A 19,728-nucleotide genomic window follows, 5' to 3' on the forward strand; every position below is an offset into this window, starting at 1 on the left:
AATATCATGCCAATCATGGATAACAATCAAATGCCAAACATGATGCCGATCATGGATAACAATCAAATACCAAACATGATGCCAATCATGGATAACAATCAAATGCCAAACATGATGCCAATCATGGATAACAATCAGATGCCAAACATGATGCCGAGCATGGATAATAATCAACCACCGAATATGATGCCATATCAAATGCCATACCAACAACCTATGATGCCACCGAATCCGTATTATCAACAACCAAACCCATATCAAATGCCGTATCAGCAAGGTGCACCATTTGGACCGCAGTACACGTCTATGCCAAATCCAAATATGATGCCAATGGATAATAATATGCCGCCGCTCGTGCAAGGAGAGGAAGATTGTGGGTGTGGAGGAGAGAGTAGGTTATATAGTCCACAACCTGGAGGGCCACAATACGCAAATCCTTTATATTATCAACCAACTCAATCGGCATATGCACCACAACCAGGAACGATGTATTACCAACCAGATCCACCAAATGTATTTGGGGAGCCAGTTTCAGAAGAAGAGGATGAAGAAGAAGTTTAAAAAAAGGTGGGGTTATTCCCATCTTTTTTGTATGTAGAGTCGTTCTGAAACAGGAAGATTTACACCTAATGTTAGAAAATTCCCAGTGAAATATTAACAGTGTAAAAACCTTCTCTGTTACTCATCATAAGAGGGAGCTTTTCAGAAGAGAAGCTCATTCTAACAGAGGGGGTTTTTGTATTGAATACGAAAGTAAAAGTGATTGCTGCTTCTTTGTTAGTTACCAGTGCACTAGCTGCATGTGGTACACCAAAAGATAACAATGCAATGGATGGACGTAACTACAATTACGAGCGTACATCTTATAATGATACACACCAATATCGTGATAATGTAACGCGTAACGATCGTTATACAGATTATGTAACATATAGAAATGGTCGTAACGGTACAGGATATAACAATTATTACCGCGATGTAAATTACAATGGTCAAATTGCTAATCCGCATCCAACACGTAATATTACAATGAACAATTCATACATTAACAATGATGGTAAAACAGCAGAAAGAATTACAAATCGTGTGAAACGTATGAATAACGTAGACCGTGTGTCTACAGTTGTATACGGAAATGATGTAGCGATTGCAGTAAAACCACGTAATCCAGTATCGAATGAAACAGCGCTTGCAAATGAAGTTCGTCAAGCTGTTGCAAATGAAGTTGGAAACAGAAACGTATATGTTTCTGTAAGAAATGACATGTTTACACGTGTCGATGCAATGAGTACACGACTGCGTAACGGTACAGTTACAAACGATTTCAACCGTGACATAACAAATATGTTCCGAGACATCCGTTACGGTTTAACTGGTACTATGCGATAGCGAAACAAAAGAGGAAGGGGGAGCCCTTCCTCTTTATTCATCTTCGTCTTGTAAACGACGTTTTTTAATGAAATAACTAACGGAATAAGAACCTAAAAAACATATGAAGAGAATACCACCTGTTAAAATAGCTTCAAATAGGGGGCTTTCTGGACTGAAAATAATATAAATAATAGCCATAACGATTCCTATAATAAGAGAACGTAAAACAATTTTGTAATAAGGAGTTAATTTTATTTCCTTTTCGCTTTCTTCTACATCAATTGAAACACTTAACTGTAAATAACTAAGTACGATACTCGTAAGAATAAATAATAGCCATAATGGAGATTTCGTAATTTGGTCCATTCCTTCAGTGAATCCGATATAGCCTAAAATTCCAATTATACCAAGTGATTGAAAAAGAAAGGCAATACGTATGTTTTTTAACGTTTGTAGAATGAGGCGTTCATCCTTTATTTTTTTCACAATATCCATCTCCTGTTTATTATAATTTCGCTGTTATATTGATTGTAACATATATGTTGCATTTATCAATTTATAATTTACATATAATTCATTTGGATGAAAGAGGAAATGAAATATTTTTATAAACATGTTGCACTTATACTTTATTAATGTTATATTAGCAAAGCGATGAGCTAATTTACGTAAGACGAGAGATATGCTTAAGTGCTAAACACGCGAATGTGGTCGCCTGGTCTCTCGCCGTAAACGCATCAAGACGCCTGCTTTGCAGGCGTCTTTCATTTTATATGAATCTAAAGGGAAGAATGGAGAAATCCAATCTTCCCTTTTTTTATCGGAATAAAAATCTGAAAATAAAGTTATTTACAATTGTGAATGAAAGAGTTACTATTTAATGGTAATATATTACATGTTTTTTATATATAAAAGGTTGGGATGAATAGGATATGGAGAAGTTTGAATGTAGAAATACAGAAGTTGTATTAGAAAAATTTCAGGTCGTAACACCTATATTTCAGGCATTAGGAGATGAGAATCGTCAGCAAATTATTATGCTGTTATTAGAAAACAAACAGATGAATGTAACGCAAATAACAGATAAAATGGGGATTTCTAGACCAGCTGTTTCGCATCATTTGAAAATTTTAAGGCAAGCAGAACTAATTGTAGCGGATCGACATGGGAAAGAAATTTTTTATTCTATAATAGCCGGAGAATTTTTAAAACAGGTGAAGGATTTACTTCAAGCAATAGAATCGAATTATTAATTTTTTTTAACTAACAAGTAAACAAGTTTAAACTTTTAAACCTGTTTACTTGAAAGGGGTAATAAAAATGAAAAAAATAAATCGTATGTATGTCATTATGTTACTTGTTCCTTTATTTTGGGGTGGGTCTTTTGCGACAGCAGAGCATGTTATTACTGAAATTCCACCGATTACTGCGGCAACAATTCGTTTTGGTTTAGCGGGTTGTATTTTAATAGGCATAGTGTTTATGAAATCTGAGTGGAATACAAGTTTGTTATTAAAGAATTGGAAGGGACTGTTATTCGTATCGTTAACAGGTATTTTTGGCTACAATGTTTTTTTCTTTATGGGACTTAACTATACTTCTACTCTGAATGGCTCGCTTATTATTGCTACAATGCCCGTTTTTGTAACATTGGGAGCAATATTGTTTTTTAAAGAGTCTTGGAGTATAAAAGTCGGAATAAGTTTAGCTTTGTCTCTTGTCGGTGTAATAGTTGTTATTACGGGTGGTTCAATGAATATACTTATGTCTTTGTCGTTTAATAAGGGAGATCTTTTATTTATAGCTGCTTTAACCTGTGGGGTGTTATATAGTTTAACAGGAAAAAAAGTTATGAGTGGTGTCTCTCCTTTGTTAACTACAATGAGTATGACGGTATTGGGTACTGTGTTTTTAGTAGGCCTTTCTTTATATGAAGATGGATGGAGAAAGGTTGCGACACTCTCTTTACAGGGATGGATAGAAATGCTGTATATGGTCGTATGCGGGACGTTAGTTGGATATATCGTGTTTAATAAAGGGGTAGAAGAACTAGGTGCAAGCAAAGCGAGTATGTATTTAAATTTAACTCCTATTGTGGCTACGGGTATATCAGTTGTATTGTATGGAGCAGCTGTTACGTGGCAACAAATAGTTGGGATGATAATCGTATTAATTGGGGTTTATATAGCGACGGTACAATCAAATAAAGATATAAAAAAGTTTTCGCGTAATCAATGCGTTTCGAAATAGGTAGAAATCATTGCACTCTATAAGTCTTAATGAGAGTAATCTATGAATTAGGGATAAAACCCCCATTTCCGGAAAAACTACTAATGAAAGTTTGATCTTGCCTAAAAGAGGTGAACGGAAATGAGATGGATACTGATTGCGATGCAAGCTTTCGTTATGATGTTTTGTTTCTTTTATGAAACGAATGTGAAGGCGGAAGGGCCAGTACCAAAAATAACAGAAAAAGAGCCGGAAGTTACAATTTTATTAGAGCGTATGTATGTTGATGGAGAAGTAAGTGAGGAAATCTTTACAGAAAAAGTAGCGGATTTAGAAAAGTTTTTACAGCAGTATAAAGAATGGCAGCTCGTTGATCGTGATGATGTACAAATTGTACTACAAAAGAAAGTTGATGATATTTCTCCGTTATTAAAGACGAGTGGTTATTTTGGCGTGTCAGAGGAAGGGATATTACAAATTTTTAAAGGTGTACCGAAAAGTGATAATGCGATTCATTCCTTCTTCCAAATTGATATGAAAAAGCTTGAGAGTTATGAGCGTGCGAAATTGAAGCGTGGCATTCGAATTAAATCAAAAGAAGGTTTTGTGAAGACGATTGAAAAAATGAAGCAGTACGCAGTACAAAGTAAGAAAAAAAGCAGCTCATGGTGAGCTGCTTTTTTTACTTGTTTTTATCTAAAATTTGTTTTGCGATTTCATCGATTAGCGTATCTTTTCCGATTGGATTGAAAGCTTTCGTATTGAAAATTTCGTTGGATACTTCATATACATGATTGTTTTTTACTGCTTTATTGTCTTTCCAAACAGAACTGTTTTTGTAGTCTTCGTAAACTTTATCAGCTTCGCCGCCGAAGTTTACAACGAACATTTGATCAGGTTGGAATGCAACAAGACCTTCTAGCGATACTTGTGCCATCGTTTGTTTTAAATCTGTACCTTTTGTTGCTGGAAGTTTTAAGTCGTTAAAGATGATGTCACCGTATCCGAAGCTACCGTATACGCGGAAGTTTTGTGGTGTAACTGCGACGAACATAAAGTTCTCATCTTTTGTTTTCTCTTTAATTTTTTTAGATAAAGAGTCTGCTTTTTTATCGTAGTCTGCAATCCATTTGTCTGCTTTCTTTTCTTCGTCGAATAGTTTACCTACTTCTTTAAACTTACCGCGCCAGTCTTCTAAGTTTGTTTCTAAAACAACTGTCGGTGCAACCTTTTCTAATTGGTCATAAATCTTCAATTGACGATTGTTTAAAATAATTAAGTCTGGTTTTAAAGCAGTAACAGCTTCTAAATCAACTTTAGGTGCCCAATACCAACCTACTGCTTTTACACCATCTAATTTCTCTGTTAAATGATTTTGGATTTTATCTTTATATGTATTTGCTGTACCAACAGGTTTGTGTCCAAGAAGTAATAATTCTTCTGTTGATCCAGATAAGTCAACAATTCTCTTTGGATTTACTGGAATTGTCGCTTTCCCTTTAGCGTGTTTTACAACTTTTGTTTTCGGTTGTTCTTTTGTTTTTGCTTCTTCTTTTTGAGAAGAACAGCCGACGATAGAAAGAACAACTAGCATAATCGTAAATAAAATAAATAGCTTTTGTTTCATCCTGATGTAACCCCTTTAATTAGTATTGATAATCATTATCGACTTCTGTATATTAAGGTGCTTTATGCTTTCTGTCAATGGAAAATAACAGAAGTTTCAAACAGAGAACATTTGTTGGGGTAGTCTCGCTTTTCTATCATTAAATATGTTAAAATGGAATACATGATTTAAGAGGGAGAGATCGTATTTTGTTTGAATATGTTACAGGTTACGTGGAGTATGTAGGGCCGGAATATGTCGTAATTGATCATAATGGAATTGGTTATCAAATTTTCACACCGAATCCGTATGTATTTCAAAGAAGTAAGCAAGAAATCCGTGTCTATACATATCATTATGTGAGAGAAGATATTATGGCACTTTACGGGTTTAAAACACGTGAAGAGCGTTTATTATTTACAAAGTTGTTAGGTGTGTCTGGTATTGGACCAAAAGGTGCTCTTGCGATATTAGCTTCTGGTCAAACCGGACAGGTCGTTCAAGCAATTGAACATGAAGACGAGAAGTTTTTAGTGAAGTTCCCGGGAGTCGGAAAGAAAACAGCGCGCCAAATGATTTTAGATTTAAAAGGAAAACTAGCAGACGTTGTACCAGATGCATTTGTTGATTTATTCTCAGACGAAGAACGTTTTGATGAGAAGAAAGGTTCGTCAGCTGAGCTTGATGAGGCGCTGGAAGCTCTGCGCGCACTTGGATACGCAGAACGAGAAGTTTCTCGCGTTGTACCAGAGCTATTAAAAGAATCATTAACGACGGATCAGTATATTAAAAAGGCACTTAGTCTTTTACTAAATGGTAAGAGGTGAGTATAATGGACGAACGTCTCCTTTCAGGGGAATCTGCATATGAAGATGCGGATTTAGAATATTCATTACGGCCACAGACGCTCCGTCAGTATATTGGCCAAGATAAAGCGAAACATAATTTAGAAGTGTTTATTGAAGCGGCGAAAATGCGCGAAGAAACGTTAGATCACGTGCTACTATATGGACCACCAGGACTTGGTAAAACGACGCTTGCTAATATTATTGCCAATGAAATGGGCGTAAATGTTAGAACAACTTCAGGTCCAGCAATTGAAAGGCCGGGAGATTTAGCAGCCGTATTAACAGCGCTTCAGCCAGGGGATGTATTATTTATTGATGAAATTCATCGTTTGCATAGATCAATTGAAGAAGTACTATATCCTGCGATGGAAGATTTTTGCCTTGATATTGTAATTGGAAAAGGACCGTCAGCAAGGTCTGTACGTTTAGATTTACCGCCATTTACATTAGTTGGAGCAACAACGCGTGCGGGGGCATTATCAGCGCCGCTTCGTGACCGTTTCGGTGTACTTTCAAGATTAGAATATTACACAGTAGATCAGCTTTCTGAGATTGTTGAACGTACAGCAGAAGTGTTTGAAGTTGAAATTGATTCGTTAGCTGCACTAGAAATTGCAAGACGTGCTCGTGGTACACCTCGTATTGCGAATCGTTTATTACGACGTGTACGAGATTTTGCACAAGTTCGTGGTAACGGAACAGTTACGATGGAAATTACTCAAATGGCGTTAGAACTACTGCAAGTAGATAAATTAGGTCTAGATCATATCGATCATAAATTATTGCTTGGTATTATTGAGAAATTCCGCGGTGGCCCAGTTGGGCTAGAAACGGTTTCCGCAACGATTGGGGAAGAAGCCCATACCATTGAAGATGTGTATGAGCCGTATTTATTACAAATAGGCTTTTTACAACGAACGCCAAGAGGCCGAATTGTAACGCCGCTTGCATATGAGCATTTCGGAATGGAGATGCCAAAAGTATGACGGAGATGCCAAAATTGCTTATTACAGCGGGTATCTTACTTATTGTTGTTGGATTAGCTTGGAAGTTCATTGGAAGACTTCCAGGCGATATTTTTGTGAAAAAAGGAAACGTTACCTTTTATTTTCCTATCATTACATGTATTGTGTTAAGTATTGTATTATCTTTTATTATGTATATAATAAATCGATTTAAATAAGAAATAGGTGGATATAGTTATGGATATTAATCTGTTTGATTTTCATTTACCAGAAGAACTTATTGCACAAGTCCCATTAGAAGAGCGTGAAACATCAAGATTAATGGTGTTAGACCGCGAAACAGGGGATATTGAGCATAAACATTTTACGGACATTCTTTCTTACTTACATGAGGGGGATTGCTTAGTTTTAAATGAAACGAAAGTAATGCCAGCTCGTTTGCACGGTGTGAAAGAAGATACAGGCGCGCATATTGAGGTGCTTCTACTAAAACAAGAAGAAGGCGATAAGTGGGAAACGCTTGTTAAGCCAGCGAAACGTGTAAAAGAAGGAACAGTTATCTCTTTTGGCGAAGGGAAATTAAAAGCAACTTGTACAGGAACTGCAGATCAAGGTGGACGTCAGCTTGAATTTTCATATGACGGCATCTTCTATGAAATTTTAGATGAACTTGGAGAAATGCCACTTCCTCCATATATTAAAGAGACGCTAGAAGATCGCGATCGCTATCAAACAGTATATGCGAAAGAAATTGGTTCAGCAGCAGCGCCGACGGCAGGACTTCACTTTACAGAAGAATTACTAGAGAAGTTAAAACAAAAAGGCGTCGAGTTAGCTTTCATTACACTTCACGTAGGGCTTGGAACATTTAGACCAGTTTCTGCCGATACGATTGAAGAACACCATATGCACGCAGAATATTACCATATGTCTGAAGAGACAGCAGCATTATTAAATCGTGTGAAAGAGAGTGGTGGACGTATTATTACGGTAGGTACGACTTCAACTCGTACGTTAGAAACAATTGCGACAGATCATGATGGCAAGCTTTGTGCTGCTTCTGGCTGGACAGATATTTTTATGTACCCAGGTTATGAATTTAAAGCAATTGATGGTTTAATTACAAACTTCCATTTACCGAAATCAACATTAATTATGCTTGTAAGTGCATTTGCAAACAGAGATAATGTACTGCATGCTTATAATGAAGCAGTAAAAGAAAAATATCGTTTCTTTAGCTTCGGTGATGCAATGTTCGTTGCATCTCACGCTAAAATGAGAAACAAATAAAAGGAGTAAATTATGACAGCAATTCGTTATGAATTTATTAAAACTTGTAAACAAACGGGTGCGCGTTTAGGACGTGTACATACGCCGCACGGTTCATTTGATACACCGACATTTATGCCAGTTGGTACACTTGCAACAGTTAAGACAATGTCACCAGAAGAATTAAAAGCAATGGATTCTGGCATTATTTTAAGTAATACGTATCATTTATGGCTACGCCCAGGTCACGAAATTATTCGTGAAGCAGGCGGTTTGCATAAATTTATGAACTGGGATCGTGCAATCTTAACGGACTCTGGTGGTTTCCAAGTATTCAGTTTAAGTGACTTCCGTCGTATTGAAGAGGAAGGCGTTCACTTCCGTAATCACTTAAATGGAGATAAACTATTCCTATCACCAGAAAAAGCGATGGAAATTCAAAATGCATTAGGATCAGATATTATGATGGCATTTGATGAATGTCCTCCATTCCCAGCAACTTTTGAATATATGAAGAAGTCTGTAGAGCGTACAAGCCGCTGGGCAGAGCGTTGTTTAAAAGCGCATGAACGTCCACAAGATCAAGGTTTATTCGGTATTGTACAAGGCGGAGAGTTCGAAGAGCTTCGTCGCCAAAGTGCAAAAGACCTTGTTTCAATGGACTTCCCTGGTTACGCTGTAGGTGGTTTATCTGTAGGTGAGCCGAAAGATATTATGAACCGTGTACTTGAATTTACAACACCACTTCTTCCAGATAATAAGCCACGTTACTTAATGGGAGTAGGTTCTCCTGACTCATTAATCGACGGTGCAATTCGCGGTATTGATATGTTTGACTGCGTACTTCCAACTCGTATCGCTCGAAATGGTACATGTATGACAAGTGAAGGCCGTTTAGTTGTAAAAAATGCGAAATTCGCAAGAGACTTCGGTCCGCTTGATCCAAATTGTGATTGCTATACATGTAAAAATTACTCTCGTGCGTACATTCGTCACTTAATGAAATGTGATGAAACGTTTGGAATTCGTTTAACGTCTTATCACAACCTTCATTTTCTGTTAAACTTAATGGAGCAGGTGAGACAAGCTATTCGTGAAGACCGTCTTGGCGATTTCCGCGAAGAGTTCTTTGAACAGTATGGCTTTAATAAACCGAATGCTAAAAACTTCTAATACATAATTTAAAAGGAGGAACAAAAAGATGAATCCAGGTATGATGAATATCGTTATGATTGTTGCGATGTTTGCGATTTTCTATTTCTTATTAATTCGCCCGCAACAAAAACGTCAAAAAGCAGTTGCTCAAATGCAAAGTGAGTTAGCAAAAGGTGATGCTATCGTAACAATCGGTGGTTTACACGGTACAATCGAATCAGTAGATGATACGAAAATCGTTATTAAATCTGGTGGTTCACACTTAACTTTTGATCGCAATGCGATTCGTGAAGTTGTGAAAAACTAATGAGGAAGGCCCTGCATGTAATGTGCAGGGCCTTTTTTAGGTGTTTTGTTTGGACATATTTACACCGAAAATACCACCGAGTGTACTCGCACCCATTAAGGCTAATTGGTAAAGTAACTGTGAGTTCGATAAAGTTTGAGAGAAGCCTAAATAGTTAACTAAAAAAACAAGTATAGTGAATGTAAGTCCTGTTGAGAAGCCTACTAGCCAACCTTTTCCTTGTGCTTTTTTGCCGGCAGTAAATCCGGATATAAGCATAGATAAAAGAGCTATTATAAAAATAGTAACAGCTAATGTGCCCTCATTCATATCTGTAAATTTTAATAAAAGAGCCATAATCATGCTAGTAACTGTTGCAAGAATTAATAGGGTAACGATACCGAAGCCGATTGCAGTTGATAATTTTTTTGTTCCATCCATTTATACATTCCCCCTTTTTAATACAAGCATATTTTCCTTTTGCCTAAGTTAGACTAGTTTCTTTTTTAAAGGGGAGCCTATATGTAAAAAAGGAGATGTAGAAATGGAATGGATATCGGTAATTGGCCGGACGATGCTTTTGTATATTATCATTTTAATTATCTTTCGCCTTATGGGTAAACGTGAGATAGGAGAATTAAGTGTATTAGATTTAGTCGTATTTATTATGCTCGGTGAAATGGCTGTAGTAGCAATTGAAAATACCGACAAATCACTTTGGCATCAATTAGTTCCGATGACCTTTCTTATGTGTATACAAATCATTTTGTCAGTCATTTCATTAAAGTTTCAGCGGTTTCGACATTTGATAGAAGGAGAACCAGCGATTATTATTAATGCTGGAAAAATTGATGAAAAAAAGATGAGAAACCAGCGATATAATATAGATGATTTAATGATGCAATTAAGGGAGCAGGGAGTCGGAGATATTAGGGATGTAGAATATGCTATTTTAGAACCATCTGGGAAGTTATCTGTTTTTCAAAAACAAAAAGGCGGGCAGGATGCATTGCAGTTTACTCTTCCGCTTATTATTGATGGAGAAATTCAATCTAGTCATTTACAAATGATTGAACATACAGATGAATGGCTTATTGGGAAATTAAAAAACTTAGGTTATAACGATACAACAAAAATTTTATATTGCAGCTTTCAAAATGGAGAATTTTTTGTTGATTCGAAAGAAAGCTAGAGGCTTACTATACGACATAGTAAGCCCGTTCACTTCAAAAATGAAAGCTTTCGAATGATAGGAAGGCGGCTTAACTCTTCTTTTCGAATGAGTTTGAAAATGAAGAGGAGCACAGTATAAACGAGTGTTGTTAAAGTGATTTCCCATAATGTTTGTATGCCAAGTGAATGAGAGAAAATCATATACTTATGAAGGTAAAAACCGAAAGAGCCTGCAATACCGATGGCAAGTCCGCCGAAAATGTAGTCTTTTGCATAAATGGTGAATGTAATTTTCTTTAAAACAGTAGCGTAATGGAGAAAAGTTACTGTTACTATATTTGCAGCGATAGCAAGGGCAACTCCCATCATTTGAAACTCTGGCCTTGAAGCTAGTACAAAAATAACGATTAATTTCACGATTGCGCCAATAAATGTATTCATCATGGCGGCTCGTGCTAAGTTTAAAGCTTGTAAAACAGAGGTAAGTGGACTTTGGAAATAATGAAATAAAAAGCAAGGTGCAAGGAGCTGGATGAATGCTGTTGCACTATCTGATCCATACATAAGAGTTAAAACAGGAGAAGCGAATACGTATAATATAACAACTGACCAGCCGCCAGTAATTAATGAGATACGCAGAGCTTGTTGCAAGCGGTGTTCCACTAATTTATGTTGTCTTTTGGCCATTGCTTCACTAATGGATGGAACGAGTGCTGTAGAAAGAGCATATGTAATAAAGGCTGGCAGTGAAAGAAGTGGGAAGGCATACCCGTTTAATATACCGTATTGCTGGGTTGCGACGGAAGCAGCAACGCCGGCAATCGCTAAGCTTTGCATAACGACGATAGGTTCAAAAAAATAGGAAACGGAACCAATTAAGCGACTTCCTGTAGTTGGAAGTGCAATATCCATAAGAGAATAAAATGTTCCCTTGCTTTCCTTTACAGTAGTGAAAAATCCAGAGCGTATAGATAAATGTTTTTCACGCTGGAATAAAGTGAGTAAAAATAATAACGATGCAACTTCACCGAGAACGGCTGATAACATAGCGCCGGCTGCAGCATATTCTACGCCGTAAGGTAAAAATAATTGAATACATATAGCGATAATTGTAATGCGGACAACTTGTTCTATAACTTGGGCGTAAGCGCTAGGCTTCATATTTTGTTTCCCTTGGAAATAACCGCGTAAAACAGAAGAAACAGCAATAACAGGAACGACAGGTAAAATGGCCATTAATGGATAGTATGTTCGTTCATCAGTTAATAATGTTTTTGCTAAAATAGGTGTGAGGAGCATAATTCCAATTGTTAAAATGATACTAATAACGGATGTAACAGCTAATGATACTGTTAATATTTTTTTAACTTTTTGTTTATCGTTCACAGCTTCCGCTTCTGCTACAAATTTTGCGATTGCGACAGGAAGACCAATTTGTGTTAATGTAATTGCTAGAATAAATGTAGGGACAGCCATCATATAAAGGCCAACGCCTTCTTCCCCTAAAATACGTGCCATTACAATACGGTTAATAAATCCTAGGATCTTGGTAATAAAGCCGGCTATCATTAAAATAAATGCGCCTTTTAAAAAGCTTTGTCTCGTCATGGTCTTCTCCTACCTTCTCAAAATCAATGGAATGATTTACAATAATTTATATGCACGTACGAGACAAGAATGACAAGCATTTAAGAGAGTGCTCTTGAAAGTAGTTATTGCTGTCCATTAGAGCGGGAATAAAAGCGACTTTTCGTGCGAAATAAGAAGGAGATGTTATATATGTTAGATAGAGAGGCTTTGGTAGAATCATACCGCGGACAGTTACAAGTCGTTTTAGAAAGTAAAGTAGAAGAGTTTCAAATGTTCGGCTACGACAGAGTGACAGATGATGACATTTGGAAGTTTCTTAAAGTGAAAAAGTGGAAGAAGATAGACAGCGATGTTAGATTGTATGAATTAGTTAATGACGTATTAACCGTAAGTGCTAATGAATATATGACATATTTAACTGTTGAAGCATATCAAGCGCCACTTTGGTCATTTGATGAATATGAAAATAAATAACCGACTGCAATTGGTTTGTTCTTCCTTTTGCAGTATAATGATAGGTATTGATAATCAGGAAATAATTATGTCTAAGATCATATATAAAGGAGGTAGTGAAGAGAGAAAACAAATAATGAAAGTGCAGGTATTGTGAAAACTTACCGGCATGGCTAGTGATGAGCTAGCAAAATTATAGAAAGGAAGTCTACTAACTAGACGTATGCACACGTGTAAAAGTGAATCGTAAGAGATTTATTTAAAGTGTTAGTAGCGGAAAGAGGGTACATATGGCAAAGCGTGGTACGAGAATTGCCGCCTTTTTCCTCATCGTTTTATTAATCGGTGGAGTAATTGGTGCGGCAGGAAAAGACATAGCAAAAGGAATTAGTCTAGGACTAGACCTTCGCGGTGGTTTTGAAATTCTGTATGAAGTAAAACCAGCCAAAAAAGGTGACAAAATCGATCGAGACGTACTTGTAAGTACAGTAGGTGCTCTTGAGAATCGTGTCAATGTTCTCGGTGTAAGTGAGCCGAACATTCAAATCGAAGGGCAGGACCGAATTCGTGTACAGCTTGCTGGTGTACAAGATCAGCAAAAAGCACGTGAAATGTTATCAACACAAGCGAAATTAACATTCCGTGATGTAGATGATAATCTTCTTATGGACGGAACGGATTTAAAAGGCGGCGGAGCGAAGCAAACATTTGATGAGCAAGGCCGTGCGAGCGTAGGTCTTACACTAAAGAGCGCTGAAAAATTCCGTGAAGTAACTGAAAAAATTTCAAAAATGCCACCACCAACAAATTTAATGGTAATTTGGCTTGATTTTGAAGAAGGAAAAGATTCGTACAAAGCAGAATCTGCAAAACCGAATCCGAGGTTCTTATCAGCAGCAACAGTAAACCAAGTATTTAACCAAGCTGAAGTATCTATCGTAGGTGGAAACTTCACAGTTGAAAGTGCGAAACAACTTTCATCTTTATTAAATGCAGGTGCACTTCCTGTTGATTTAAAAGAAATGTATTCAACATCTGTTGGAGCGAAGTTTGGTCAACAAGCGTTAGAGCAAACGATTTTCGCTAGTGCGATTGGTATCGCTCTTATTTTCTTATTTATGCTTGTATTCTACCGTTTACCAGGACTTGTAGCGGTTATTATGTTAGGTCTATACATTTTCGTTACGTTACTTGTCTTTAACTGGATGCATGCAGTTCTTACGCTGCCAGGTATTGCGGCGTTAGTGCTCGGAGTAGGTATCGCAGTTGATGCGAATATTATTACGTACGAGAGACTGAAAGAAGAGCTAAAAATTGGTAAGTCAATGATGTCAGCATTCCGTGCTGGTAACCATCGTTCATTAGCAACGATTTTAGATGCGAACATTACAACACTTGCAGCAGCTGGTGTGTTATTCGTTTACGGTAATAGTTCTGTAAAAGGGTTCGCAACAAGTTTAATCGTAAGTATTTTAGTCGGTTTCATTACGAACGTATTCGGTACTCGTTTCTTACTAAGTTTACTAGTAAAGAGCCGTTACTTCGATAAAAAACCAGGATACTTTGGTGTGAAACAAAAGGAAATTATTCCGTTAACAAAAGGTGTAGTACATCCACCGACAAGATTTGATCGTATTAACTTCGTAAATATCGGTCATAAATTCCTTATCTTCTCGATTGTAGTTGTAATTGCAGGTGCAATTATCTTGCCAATTTTCAAATTGAATCTTGGTATTGACTTTGCGAGTGGTACACGTATCGACTTACAATCAAAACAAGCAGTTACTGTATCTGATGTTTATAAAGATTTTAAAGAATTGAAAATTGATGTGAAGGAAGAAAATATTGTACCGACTGGAGAGGACAATAAAGGATTCGCAGTTCGTACATTAGGCGTTCTATCAAAAGATGAAATTGCGAAAACAAAAACATTCTTCCACGATAAATATGGTACAGATCCAAACGTAAGTACAGTTTCACCGACAATTGGGAAAGAAATTGCACGAAATGCATTTATCGCAGTATTAATCGCTTCTGCGGTTATCATTTTATACGTAAGTATTCGATTCCGATTTACGTACGCATTATCTGCAGTACTTGCATTATTACATGACGCATTCGTTATGGTTGTTATATTTAGTATTTTCCAATTAGAGGTAGACTTAACGTTTATCGCTGCGGTATTAACAATCATCGGTTATTCTATTAATGACTCGATCGTTACATTTGATAGAAACCGTGAATTATACAAACAGAAAAAACGAGTACGTGATATAAAAGACTTAGAAGAAATCGTAAATGCAAGTATTCGTCAAACGCTTGGTCGTTCGATTAATACTGTATTAACTGTGTTATTCCCAGTAATTGCACTGCTTATCTTCGGTAGTGAGTCACTACGTAACTTCTCGTTTGCGTTACTTGTTGGATTAGTTGTAGGTACGTATTCTTCTGTTTTCGTTGCTTCTCAAATTTGGTTAATGCTTGAAAACCGTCGTTTGAAAAAGGGCAAAAACAAGAAAAAGGTTGAGAAAGTAGAATCTGAACCGCAAGTATAAAAAAGATGATGTCTCTTTATGAGGCATCTCTTTTTTCGTTTGTGGATACAATAAGATAGCAACTTTCAAATGGTAAAGTGGAAGAAAGTGGGGATGTTATCGCTGTTTTTGTTACAATAAAGTGAAACTTTAATCAGTGGGGGTTTTTTTCATCCCCCACTGATTATTNNATTTTGAGGTGGGGGTCTTACTGCCCATTAAAGTGGGATAAAAAGATAGGTTAAGAAAAGAAGGGATTTTAATGATGGAAAAAGATGAACGTTTTAAACAGGCCGAGTTTGGTGCTATCGTCGGGATCGTTGGTAATATTATATTGGCGATTGTAAAGGCGGTAATTGGTTATATTGGGAACAGTAAAGCGTTATTAGCGGATGCTGTACATTCTGCGTCAGATGTAATTGGTTCACTAGCTGTACTGTTTGGATTGCGAGCAGCAAAGCAGCCGCCCGATGAAGATCATCCGTATGGTCATGGTAAAGCGGAATCGATTTCAGCGATTATTGTTGCAGTATTATTATTTATTGTGGGAATCGAGATAGCGATTTCGTCTATAAAAGCTTTTTCGCAGGAACTAGAACCACCGAAAGGAATTACGATTTTTGCTGTTGTTCTTTCGATTATCGTGAAGGAAGGGATGTTTCAATATAAATTCCGATTAGGGAAGAGGGTAAATAGTGATGCAATTATTGCAAATGCATATGAGCACCGTTCGGATGTATTTTCTTCAATTGCAGCTTTAATTGGTATTTGTGCAGCGATTCTCGGTGGTAAGTTCGGGTTAGATTGGCTTGTATATGCCGATCCAATTGCAGGATTATTCGTTTCACTTCTTGTTGCAAAAATGGCGTGGAGTATTGGGGCAGAAGCAATTCATGCAACGCTGGATCATGTTCTTCATGAAGAAGACGTTATTCCGCTTAGGGAAGCAGTGCTTCAAATAGATGGTGTCAAAAAGATTGGTTCTTTATATGCAAGGGAGCATGGACATTATGTTATTGTTGATATTAAAGTTTCAGTAGATCCGTACATTACTGTAGAAGAAGGGCACCGCATTGGAAAGCATGTGAAAGAAACGCTTATGAAACAAGATAACGTACAAAATGTGTTTGTACATATAAATCCGTATTCTCCAAATTAAACATTAGTAACATTTTAGTATACAGATATTGCATCGTAGTTTGCATGATATTGTCACCCCTTAATCTGTCTTGTATAATGAACAGGTTAAGGGGTGATTTCGTGTTACAACCGAAGACGCGTTGGAAAGAAAAAGAATACAATGGCGAACGAGTGAGTGAATTAGCAAGTAAATTACAATTATCACCACTTGTCGTTTCGTTATTCCTCGGCAGAGGATTAGATACAGAAGATAAGATTTTAGATTTTTTAAATACAGAAAATCAAGAATTTCATGATCCATTTTTATTAGAAGGAATGGATAGAACGGTAGAACGTGTAAATAAGGCGATTCAGAATGGAGAGCAAATATTAATATTTGGTGACTACGATGCGGACGGAGTAAGTAGTACGACTGTTTTATACCTTGCCTTGCAAGAATTAGGTGCAGACGTAGAATTTTATATTCCAAACCGTTTTACAGAAGGTTATGGACCAAACGAAGAAGCATTCCGTTGGGCGCATAGCGCAGGATTCTCACTAATTATTACTGTCGATACTGGTATCGCAGCGGTACATGAAGCGAAGGTAGCGAAGGAACTTGGAATAGATCTTATTATTACGGATCACCATGAGCCACCACCAGAATTGCCAGAAGCACTTGCGATTATTCATCCAAAATTAGATGGCGGTGTGTATCCGTTTCACTATTTAGCTGGTGTAGGTGTTGCGTTTAAGGTTGCACATGCACTATTAGGCCGTGTACCAGAACATTTATTAGAAATTGCAGTAATTGGTACAGTAGCTGATTTAGTATCACTTCACGGCGAAAATAGATTGCTAGTGAAGCGTGGTTTAAAACATATGCGCATGACGAAAAATATCGGACTAAAGGCGCTATTTAAAGTTGCTAACGTTTCGCAAAGTGAAATTACAGAAGAGAGTATTGGCTTCTCAATTGCACCTCGTATTAATGCTGTTGGACGTTTAGAAGATGCTACGCCAGCTGTACATCTTTTATTATCAGAGGATCCAGAAGAAGCGAAAGAGCTTGCTGAAGAAATTGATGAGTTGAACAAATTACGAAAAGATATTGTAAAGCAAATTACAGAAGAAGCTATCGCTGAAGTGGAAAATAAATTCCCGCCTGAAGAAAATAAAGTATTAGTGCTTGCAAAAGAAGGATGGAATCCGGGTGTCATTGGAATTGTCGCTTCTAAATTAGTTGAACGTTTTTATCGTCCGACGATTGTATTAAGCATTGATCCTGTGAAAGAAACGGCAAAAGGTTCAGCACGTAGTATTGCGGGATTTGATTTGTTTGCAAACTTGTCAGATTGTAGAGAGTTATTGCCACACTTCGGAGGGCATCCGATGGCAGCGGGAATGACGCTACATATGAATGATGTAGATGAATTACGCCGCCGCTTAAATGAACAAGCAGATACAATTTTAACGGAAGAAGATTTTATTCCAATTACATCAGTTGATGTCTTTTGTAAGGTGGAGGATGTAACACTTGCAGCAATTGAAGATATGCAAAAGTTAGCGCCATTTGGTGTTGGAAATCCAAAACCACGTATTGCGGTTAAGGATGCAGAACTAGAAAGTATTCGAGCAATCGGATCTGACGGTTCTCATTTGAAAATGGCTCTTCGTGATGGACAAGCAACACTGGATACAATCGGATTTGGTTTTGGTGCGTATGCGAAAGAAATTTCTCCACTTGCAAAAGTATCTGTAATAGGTGAAGCATCTATCAATGAATGGAATAATTTTAAGAAGCCGCAATTAATGGTACAAGATATTGCTGTAGAGGCATGGCAATTATTTGATTGGCGTAGTATGCGTAACGTAGAAGCGAATGTAGCAGAACTTCCGAAAGAAAAAGTAAAGATGGTGTATTTTTCTGAAGAGGTATTGAATAAATTTTCTTTAGAAGACTATAAAGAGCATATGATGCATGCATCAGAAGTAACGGAGTTAGATGACCAATACGTCGTGTTCCTTGATTTACCAAAAGGAACAGATGAATTACGGGAGCTATTTAAAGCTGGTTTCCCATCGCGAATTTATACACTATTTTACCAAGAGAATAATCATTTATTTAGTACTGTTCCAACGAGAGAACACTTTAAATGGTACTATTCGTTCTTGAGCCAAAAATCACCATTTTCTTTAAGACAATATGGTGCGCAACTATGTCAACATAAAGGTTGGTCAAAAGATACAGTAAATTTCATGACACAGGTGTTTTTTGAGTTAGAATTTGTTACAATAAAAGATGGCGTCATTTTTATGGCAGACAAAAAACAAAAGCGTGATTTAATTGAATCGAACACATATCGTGAGAAAATGAACCACTTACAATTAGAAAAAGAATTGGTTTATAGCACATATCAGCAACTATATACATGGTTTGAAACGATTCGTAATCATAAAGAAGTAGAACAGTTAGGGTAAAGGATTTGTATTTACAAACCTTTTAGATCTGAGGAGGATTCAGAAATATGGATTTCAAGCAACATATCGCAATTGTACCGGATTATCCAAAAGAAGGTATTGTGTTTAAAGACATTACACCGTTAATGAACGACGGTAAAGCATACAAAGCGGCAACAGATGCAATCGTTGAGTATGCAAAAGAGAGAGACATCGATCTTGTAGTAGGACCAGAAGCTCGTGGTTTCATTATCGGTTGCCCAGTTTCTTATGCGTTAGAAGTAGGATTTGCGCCAGTTCGTAAATTAGGAAAATTACCACGTGAAGTAATTACAGTTGACTACGGTAAAGAATATGGTAAAGATGTTTTAACAATCCATAAAGATGCAATTAAGCCAGGTCAACGCGTATTAATTACAGATGACTTATTAGCTACAGGTGGAACAATTGAAGCGACAATTAAGTTAGTTGAAGAGCTAGGCGGAATTGTAGCAGGAATTGCATTCTTAGTAGAACTTACTTACTTAGATGGTCGTAAAATGTTAGATGGTTACGATGTATTAGTATTAGAAAAATACTAATCACTATATAGTAAAACTACGGTGATAAAAAGTACCCGTGAATCTCTTGGAGAGGAGCGGGTACTTTTGTATAATTGAACAAAAAATTA

General features: G+C 37.0%; 20 protein-coding genes and 1 pseudogene. 17 read left to right on the top strand and 4 right to left on the bottom strand.

Annotated features, from left to right (window positions below; genetic code table 11):
• Positions 1-561: pseudogene (exsA, locus tag COL05_RS21515) on the top strand (spore coat assembly protein ExsA); the annotation flags it as partial.
• Positions 562-741: 180 nt separating this feature from the next.
• The gene (locus COL05_RS21520; protein ID WP_098670082.1) at positions 742-1,389 is read left to right on the top strand and encodes a YhcN/YlaJ family sporulation lipoprotein; all 648 of its coding nucleotides are present in this window, start codon (positions 742-744) and stop codon (positions 1,387-1,389) included.
• Between the two features lie 33 nt (positions 1,390-1,422).
• Here COL05_RS21520 and COL05_RS21525 read toward each other — a convergent pair whose 3' ends face one another.
• Positions 1,423-1,857: a branched-chain amino acid ABC transporter substrate-binding protein gene (locus tag COL05_RS21525; protein ID WP_142337611.1), complete on the bottom strand. Its 435-nt coding sequence runs from the start codon at positions 1,855-1,857 to the stop codon at positions 1,423-1,425.
• Positions 1,858-2,303: 446 nt separating this feature from the next.
• On the opposite strand from COL05_RS21525, the gene COL05_RS21530 reads away from it, so the two are divergent.
• The 3 genes from COL05_RS21530 (at position 2,304) to COL05_RS21540 (ending at position 4,272) form a co-directional block, all read left to right on the top strand.
• Complete coding sequence (locus tag COL05_RS21530) at positions 2,304-2,624, top strand: ArsR/SmtB family transcription factor (RefSeq protein ID WP_098670084.1); 321 nt, start codon at positions 2,304-2,306, stop codon at positions 2,622-2,624.
• Between the two features lie 67 nt (positions 2,625-2,691).
• Complete coding sequence (locus COL05_RS21535; RefSeq protein ID WP_061658964.1) at positions 2,692-3,621, top strand: DMT family transporter; 930 nt, start codon at positions 2,692-2,694, stop codon at positions 3,619-3,621.
• 120 nt (positions 3,622-3,741) lie between these two features.
• A complete protein-coding gene (locus COL05_RS21540) occupies positions 3,742-4,272 on the top strand; it encodes a BofC C-terminal domain-containing protein (protein ID WP_098670085.1) in 531 nt (176 codons plus the stop codon).
• Between the two features lie 10 nt (positions 4,273-4,282).
• Here the strand turns inward: COL05_RS21540 and COL05_RS21545 are convergent, their stop codons facing one another.
• Positions 4,283-5,227, bottom strand: coding sequence for an iron-hydroxamate ABC transporter substrate-binding protein (locus COL05_RS21545; RefSeq protein ID WP_098670086.1), 945 nt, complete (start codon positions 5,225-5,227; stop codon positions 4,283-4,285).
• Between the two features lie 188 nt (positions 5,228-5,415).
• Between COL05_RS21545 and ruvA the strand changes: the two genes are divergently transcribed.
• The 6 genes from ruvA to yajC are packed head-to-tail and all read left to right on the top strand — an operon-like array spanning position 5,416 to position 9,750.
• Complete coding sequence (gene ruvA, locus COL05_RS21550; RefSeq protein ID WP_000464508.1) at positions 5,416-6,033, top strand: Holliday junction DNA helicase RuvA; 618 nt, start codon at positions 5,416-5,418, stop codon at positions 6,031-6,033.
• Positions 6,034-6,038: 5 nt separating this feature from the next.
• Entirely contained in the window at positions 6,039-7,040 is a 1,002-nt protein-coding gene (ruvB, locus tag COL05_RS21555) for a Holliday junction branch migration DNA helicase RuvB (RefSeq protein WP_098670087.1), read from the top strand.
• Positions 7,037-7,237, top strand: coding sequence for a DUF2905 domain-containing protein (locus COL05_RS21560; protein ID WP_000138162.1), 201 nt, complete (start codon positions 7,037-7,039; stop codon positions 7,235-7,237). Before ruvB ends, COL05_RS21560 begins: the two co-directional genes overlap by 4 nt.
• A gap of 19 nt (positions 7,238-7,256) precedes the next feature.
• Positions 7,257-8,309, top strand: a complete 1,053-nt coding sequence (gene queA / locus COL05_RS21565; protein ID WP_098670088.1) for a tRNA preQ1(34) S-adenosylmethionine ribosyltransferase-isomerase QueA — start codon at positions 7,257-7,259, stop codon at positions 8,307-8,309.
• A 12-nt stretch (positions 8,310-8,321) separates the two neighbouring features.
• Entirely contained in the window at positions 8,322-9,461 is a 1,140-nt protein-coding gene (tgt, locus tag COL05_RS21570) for a tRNA guanosine(34) transglycosylase Tgt (protein WP_000125362.1), read from the top strand.
• A 28-nt stretch (positions 9,462-9,489) separates the two neighbouring features.
• Positions 9,490-9,750, top strand: a complete 261-nt coding sequence (yajC, locus tag COL05_RS21575; protein ID WP_048531388.1) for a preprotein translocase subunit YajC — start codon at positions 9,490-9,492, stop codon at positions 9,748-9,750.
• A gap of 36 nt (positions 9,751-9,786) precedes the next feature.
• On the opposite strand, the gene COL05_RS21580 is transcribed toward yajC, so the two are convergent.
• Positions 9,787-10,170: a TIGR04086 family membrane protein gene (locus COL05_RS21580; RefSeq protein ID WP_098670089.1), complete on the bottom strand. Its 384-nt coding sequence runs from the start codon at positions 10,168-10,170 to the stop codon at positions 9,787-9,789.
• A 103-nt stretch (positions 10,171-10,273) separates the two neighbouring features.
• Here COL05_RS21580 and COL05_RS21585 point away from each other — a divergent pair, with 103 nt between their 5' ends.
• Positions 10,274-10,921, top strand: a complete 648-nt coding sequence (locus tag COL05_RS21585; RefSeq protein WP_098670090.1) for a DUF421 domain-containing protein — start codon at positions 10,274-10,276, stop codon at positions 10,919-10,921.
• Positions 10,922-10,950: 29 nt separating this feature from the next.
• Here COL05_RS21585 and spoVB read toward each other — a convergent pair whose 3' ends face one another.
• Positions 10,951-12,510 (bottom strand): stage V sporulation protein B, encoded by a 1,560-nt coding sequence (gene spoVB / locus COL05_RS21590; protein WP_098670091.1) that lies wholly within the window; start codon positions 12,508-12,510, stop codon positions 10,951-10,953.
• Between the two features lie 171 nt (positions 12,511-12,681).
• Here spoVB and COL05_RS21595 point away from each other — a divergent pair, with 171 nt between their 5' ends.
• From COL05_RS21595 to COL05_RS21615, 5 genes are all read left to right on the top strand, one after another.
• A complete protein-coding gene (locus COL05_RS21595) occupies positions 12,682-12,966 on the top strand; it encodes a post-transcriptional regulator (RefSeq protein WP_000886978.1) in 285 nt (94 codons plus the stop codon).
• 269 nt (positions 12,967-13,235) lie between these two features.
• Positions 13,236-15,500 (top strand): protein translocase subunit SecDF, encoded by a 2,265-nt coding sequence (secDF, locus tag COL05_RS21600; protein ID WP_098670092.1) that lies wholly within the window; start codon positions 13,236-13,238, stop codon positions 15,498-15,500.
• Between the two features lie 244 nt (positions 15,501-15,744).
• Positions 15,745-16,638 (top strand): cation diffusion facilitator family transporter, encoded by an 894-nt coding sequence (locus COL05_RS21605; protein WP_098670115.1) that lies wholly within the window; start codon positions 15,745-15,747, stop codon positions 16,636-16,638.
• Between the two features lie 101 nt (positions 16,639-16,739).
• Positions 16,740-19,079 (top strand): single-stranded-DNA-specific exonuclease RecJ, encoded by a 2,340-nt coding sequence (recJ, locus tag COL05_RS21610; protein WP_098670093.1) that lies wholly within the window; start codon positions 16,740-16,742, stop codon positions 19,077-19,079.
• A 47-nt stretch (positions 19,080-19,126) separates the two neighbouring features.
• Positions 19,127-19,639: an adenine phosphoribosyltransferase gene (locus COL05_RS21615; protein ID WP_078383408.1), complete on the top strand. Its 513-nt coding sequence runs from the start codon at positions 19,127-19,129 to the stop codon at positions 19,637-19,639.
• The last annotated feature ends 89 nt before the right edge of the window (positions 19,640-19,728 follow it).

The organism is Bacillus sp. AFS059628, assembly GCF_002571225.1.
GTDB lineage: Bacteria > Bacillota > Bacilli > Bacillales > Bacillaceae_G > Bacillus_A.